The organism is Salmonella sp. SAL4457 (genome assembly GCF_046548235.1).
GTDB lineage: Bacteria > Pseudomonadota > Gammaproteobacteria > Enterobacterales > Enterobacteriaceae > Salmonella > Salmonella enterica.
The window spans coordinates 1-318 of the sequence record NZ_JBGDZO010000235.1 but is presented as its reverse complement, the minus strand read 5'-3'; the positions used below and the strand labels follow the sequence as shown (position 1 = coordinate 318).

The 318-nt window shown below is 61.6% G+C and carries 1 pseudogene; it reads right to left on the bottom strand.

Annotated features, from left to right (window positions below):
- Positions 1 to 12 precede the first annotated feature (12 nt).
- Positions 13 to 318 (bottom strand): annotated as a pseudogene (locus tag ACLJNW_RS24070) (bifunctional glutamine synthetase adenylyltransferase/deadenyltransferase); the annotation flags it as partial.

The following is a 318-nucleotide window of genomic DNA, read 5'->3' as shown; positions in this document are numbered from 1 at the left end:
TGCCTGAGTGGATCAGCCGAGCCGCAGCTCGCGCCAGATCCTGATCACTTCTCGCCGCTCCGTCTGGAAGTGCTCGCCGCTCACGACCCCGGCCTCCTTCTGTAGTGCCAGGCGGGGTGCGGCTGCGCGATAGGCCTTGTAGGCCTCCTGCAGGAGACGGACGTCCTCGCTGGCGATCAGGCCAGCCCGTTCCAGTCCTTCCAGAATGCGGATGTTATCGGTGAATTCGAGCAGCGCCGGGTGTTCTCCGGACCAAGCTAGAACCGCATATTGCACCATAAATTCGATATCGACGATACCACCGGCATCGTGCTTGAG